At 66.9% G+C, this 4382-nt stretch carries 4 protein-coding genes; all 4 read left to right on the top strand.

Annotated features, from left to right (window positions below):
• Nucleotides 1–159 precede the first annotated feature (159 nt).
• The 4 genes from NZM16_RS12225 (at nucleotide 160) to NZM16_RS12210 (ending at nucleotide 4054) form a co-directional block, all read left to right on the top strand.
• Complete coding sequence (locus NZM16_RS12225; protein WP_295480624.1) at nucleotides 160–1242, top strand: inositol-3-phosphate synthase; 1083 nt, start codon at nucleotides 160–162, stop codon at nucleotides 1240–1242.
• Entirely contained in the window at nucleotides 1223–2128 is a 906-nt protein-coding gene (locus tag NZM16_RS12220) for a lysophospholipid acyltransferase family protein (RefSeq protein WP_295480622.1), read from the top strand. Before NZM16_RS12225 ends, NZM16_RS12220 begins: the two co-directional genes overlap by 20 nt.
• A 297-nt stretch (nucleotides 2129–2425) precedes the next feature.
• On the top strand, nucleotides 2426–3580 hold the full coding sequence (locus NZM16_RS12215; RefSeq protein WP_295480620.1) for a glycosyltransferase family 4 protein: 1155 nt from the start codon (nucleotides 2426–2428) through the stop codon (nucleotides 3578–3580).
• A 21-nt stretch (nucleotides 3581–3601) separates the two neighbouring features.
• Nucleotides 3602–4054, top strand: a complete 453-nt coding sequence (locus NZM16_RS12210) for a KTSC domain-containing protein (RefSeq protein ID WP_295480618.1) — start codon at nucleotides 3602–3604, stop codon at nucleotides 4052–4054.
• Nucleotides 4055–4382 lie beyond the last annotated feature (328 nt).

Below are 4382 nucleotides of genomic sequence, written 5' to 3'. Positions count from 1 at the left end.
AAAGCTTCGTTCATCTTCAAGCACGATGCGAAGCGCCCGGCAGGGGCCCTCGGCGCTTCCAGCGCGTCCCTCGTCCGGCTTGCCGGATATCGGTTTCCCATCGCGCCCAACCTGGGTTAAATTTGGAAGCCATGATCCCTTCTCCCAGGAGGTTCCACCGTGGCCGATCGCAAGGTGCGTGTGGCCATCATCGGCGTCGGGAACTGCGCCTCCGCCCTGGTGCAGGGGGTGTGGTATTATCGGGACGCCCCCGATGATGCCTTCGTCCCCGGCTTGATGCACGTGCGGCTGGGCCCCTATCACGTGCGGGACATCGAGTTCACCGCGGCCTTCGACATCGACGTGAACAAAGTCGGCAAGGATCTGGCCGAGGCCATCTTCACCCCTCCCAACAACACCCTGAAATTCGCGGACGTGCCGAGGCTGGGGGTGAAGGTTTATCGAGGCATGACCCACGATGGGATCGGCCGTTACCTCTCGGGCATCATCCGGAAAGCCCCTGGCCCCACGGATCGCATCGTGAAGATCCTGAAAGACACTGGAACGGATGTGGTGGTGAACTTCCTGCCGGTGGGCAGCGAGGAAGCCACCAAGTGGTATGTGGAGCAGGTGCTGGACGCCGGATGCGCCTTCGTGAACGGGATCCCTGTCTTCATCGCCCGGGAGGCCTACTGGCAGCAGCGGTTCGAGGAGGCCGGCCTTCCGGTCATCGGGGATGACGTGAAATCCCAGGTGGGGGCCACGATCCTGCACCGGGTGCTCACGCAGCTCTTCATCGAACGGGGCGTGCGGGTGGAGCGAACGTATCAATTGAACTTCGGGGGCAACACGGATTTCCTGAACATGCTGGAGCGGGAACGGCTGGAATCCAAGAAGGTCTCTAAGACGAGCGCGGTGACCAGCATGATCCCCTACGAGATGCCGCCGGAGAACATCCACATCGGCCCCAGCGACTACGTGCCCTGGCTCCAGGATCGCAAGTGGTGCTACATTCGAATCGAAGGGACCACTTTCGGCGGGGCGCCGATCCACCTGGAGGCGAAGCTGGAGGTGTGGGACAGCCCGAACTCGGCGGGGGTGGTGATCGATGCGGTGCGCTGCGCGAAGATCGCCCTGGACCGCGGGCTGAAGGGCGCCCTGATCGGTCCCTCCGCCTACTTCATGAAATCGCCGCCCCAGCAATTCCCGGACCACATCGCGCGGCAGATGGTGGAGGACTTCATTGCCGGACACGGGATCTGAGGCCGTCGCTTGGATGGTTTACGGGCTCTTCCGAGGCATCGGGGCGGTGGCGCAGGCGCTGCCGCCCCGATTGGCCTATGATCTGGCGGCCCGCCTGGCGGACTTCGGGTATCCCCTCCTCCCTTCCGCCGCCGGCCTGCGGGACAACCTGGCGCATGTGCTGGGGACTTCGCCGGAGGACCCCGCGGCCCACCAGGCGGCCCGGAGGGCCTTCCGGCTGCTCTGGCGGAATTACGTGGACCTCTTTCAGGCCCCTCGCCGCCATCCCTCCCGCTGGTTCCCATCCATCCGGATCGAGGGGTGGGAACACCTGGAAGAGGCCTGGCGGACGGGGAACGGGGTCATTGCCGCGAGCGCCCATTACGGCCCCTTGGAGTGGGGCCTGCAATTCTTAGGGGCCAGCGGGCTTCCCGCCCTGGCGGTGGCAGAGCCTGTGCGTCCTCCGGCGATGTTCCGGTATCTCTGCCGCCTGCGCGGCACCCATGGCCTCCGGCTGATCCCGGCGGATGGAGCGCTGCGGGAGGTGTTCCGAACCCTGCAGCAGGGGGGGATCGTGGCGCTGGCCCTGGATCGGGATATCACCGGGAGCGGTCGAGTGTATTCTTTTTTTGGGGAAGACGCATGGCTCCCGGACGGCTACGCGGAGCTGGCGGTCCGCCGGGGGATCCCGGTGGTTCCGGCCTTCGCCCGACGGGAGGGGGAAGGCGTTCGCCTGCAGATCTGGCCCCCGCTCTGGCCTGCCGGGAAGTCCGGGGAAGCCCGGGAAACCCTAGTGGCTCAAGCGCTGGAGATCTTCGCCGGGGTCCTTCAGGAGGCGCCGGACCAGTGGGTGCTGACCACGCCCATCTGGAGGATCCCCTCCCAACGGGTGGGACGGGTCGACTGAAGTCGACGGGGGTAGGCCTTTCGGCGGAGATCGGCCTTCGCCGACCCTCCTGGAAGGCGTCCGTGCCGGCGGACGCCCGGTGCGGAGGCGCCTGGAGGGGCTGATCGCCGATCCGGGCGACGCTCGATCGCTGACCGAGGGAGGCGCTGCGGCGATGGTCCCTCTCCCTTCTGGCGACGCGCAGGGAGCGCGATCCGTCCCGAGCCAGCGCCACCTTCATCGGCGCAACCCATACTCTCGGCGTGGGAACTGATCCTCCTCGACGTTCCTTGCAGGAGCCGGAAAGGCCGTCGGCCGATGCGCATCGCCCTGGTATCCCCTTACGATTTCGCTGTGCCTGGAGGGGTGAACAATCACATCGCCCATCTGGCCCGGAGCCTGCAGCGGCTGGGCCACGAGGCGCACATCATCGCCCCGGCTTCCGATGGGCGGGCCAGCGGGGAGGGGTTCATCAACGCCTCCGCCTCAGTGATCGCCTTCCCCTTCGCCGGCTCCATCGCCCGGATCACCCTCTCCCCCCGCCTGTATCGCCGGATCAAGACGATCCTCCAGTCCGGCGGCTACGACGTGCTGCACCTGCATGAGCCCCTGACCCCGGCGCTCCCCCTGGCCGTCCTGCGGCATCGGGATCTGGTGCCCCAGGCCATCGCGGTGGGGACCTTCCACGCGTATCGGGAGGTCAGCCGGACGTATTACTACGGGAAGCCGCTGTTGCGGCGGTTTTTCAAGCGGCTGGACGGCTGCATCGTGGTTTCGGAGGCGGCGCGGCGATATCACATGCGTTACTTCCCGGCGGACTACGTGGTGATCCCCAACGGCATCGACTGCGCCCGCTTCGCGGACCCGGCGCTCCGCCCGCCGGAGCCGTTCGCGGATGGCCGTCCGACGATCCTTTTCGTGGGCCGTCTGGAGCGGCGCAAGGGGCTGCGGTATCTCTTAGAGGCCTTCGCCCGGGTGCAGGCCCGCTGTCCGGAGGCCCGTCTGCTGGTGGTGGGGGCGTTCGGCAAGGCGGAGAAGGCGCCTTACGTGGCCCAGGCCTGGAACCTGCGCCTGCGCAACGTCCGCTTCATCGGGTATGTGCCCGACGAGCAACTGCCCGCGTATTACCGGGCCGCCACGGTGTTCTGCGCGCCCTCCATCGGCATGGAGAGCTTCGGCATCGTGCTGTTAGAGGCGATGGCCGCGGGCGTCCCGGTGGTGACGACCGACATCCCGGGCTACAACGAGGTGATCGAAAACGGCGTCCAGGGCTTTTTGGTTCCCCCGGAGGATCCGGAGGCGCTGGCGGACGCCCTCTTGCGGGTGCTGGAGGATCCGGCCCTTCGAGGGCGGATGAGCGAAGCCGGCCGCCGTCGAGCCCGACAATACGATTGGGATGAGATTGCCCGCCGGGTGGTGGACTTCTACGAGGCGGTTCGGGAGGGGGTGCGGCGCGGAGCGAGAGGCGTGTGATTTCCTCTGGGGGGATCGACGATGGAGGCGATCTACCATCCGACGACCGACGAACTGGAGCTGCGGCGGAAACGGCCGGACGAGGCCCGGGCGTTGCGGGGCGAGCACCCGCTTTCCCTCCGGCTGGAGCTGCGGGGCGATGAGGTGGTCCTGGTTCTGACGCCCCTGCGGGAGGGCTGGCTGCCGTTCCTGCAGGCGGCGGCGATGGCTCCGGAGAAGCCGGGGGAGGAGCCCGCGTGGCAGAACCTGCCGTCGAGCATGATCAGCGCCGTCCGCTATCATGAGGACCGTCAGATCCTGGAGGTGGCGTTCAACAAAGGGGTCTGTCTTTACTTCGGCGTCCCCCGCGAGGTGTTTGAGGGCCTGCTGCGGGCGGAATCCAAAGGGCGCCACATGCGCCAGCATGGGATCGATCGCTATCCCTGGATCAAAAAGAGCCGGTTGCGCCCGGGCCCTGATCGGGCGCCCCTGTAACCCGGCCCGCCTCGATGTGGCCCTCCCGCTTCACGCTGGGCCTCGGACGGACGAAGCGCGGGGCGTTCGGTTCGGATCCGCCGTGGGAGCTAGTGCTTTGTCCAGTTATCAACTGGGGATTTGAGGAACCGAAGCGAGTCCGGAAGGCGATGGCCCCTCCCCCCTTTCTCCCCCCTCCCCACGGCCCTGTGGGCCGTGGGGAGGGGGGAGAAAAAAATCTTTCGGGGGCGGTGCGGGGGGGCGAAGGCCCCCCCCCCCCCCCCCCCAAACCCACCAAAAAAAACAGAAACAAAAACAAAGCAATAAAACAAATAAGCCGGGGCCGGGC

Origin of the sequence: Thermoflexus sp., assembly GCF_025055495.1 — a bacterium.
Lineage (GTDB): Bacteria > Chloroflexota > Anaerolineae > Thermoflexales > Thermoflexaceae > Thermoflexus.
Note: the sequence above shows the minus strand (reverse complement) of the source record. Positions and strands in the feature narration are given on the sequence as shown.

Excerpts from the sequence above, each read along its gene's own strand:
- NZM16_RS12215 (WP_295480620.1), top strand. The coding sequence starts at position 2,426 with ATGCGCATCGCCCTGGTATCCCCTTACGATTTCGCTGTGCCTGGAGGG.
- NZM16_RS12210 (WP_295480618.1), top strand. The coding sequence starts at position 3,602 with ATGGAGGCGATCTACCATCCGACGACCGACGAACTGGAGCTGCGGCGG.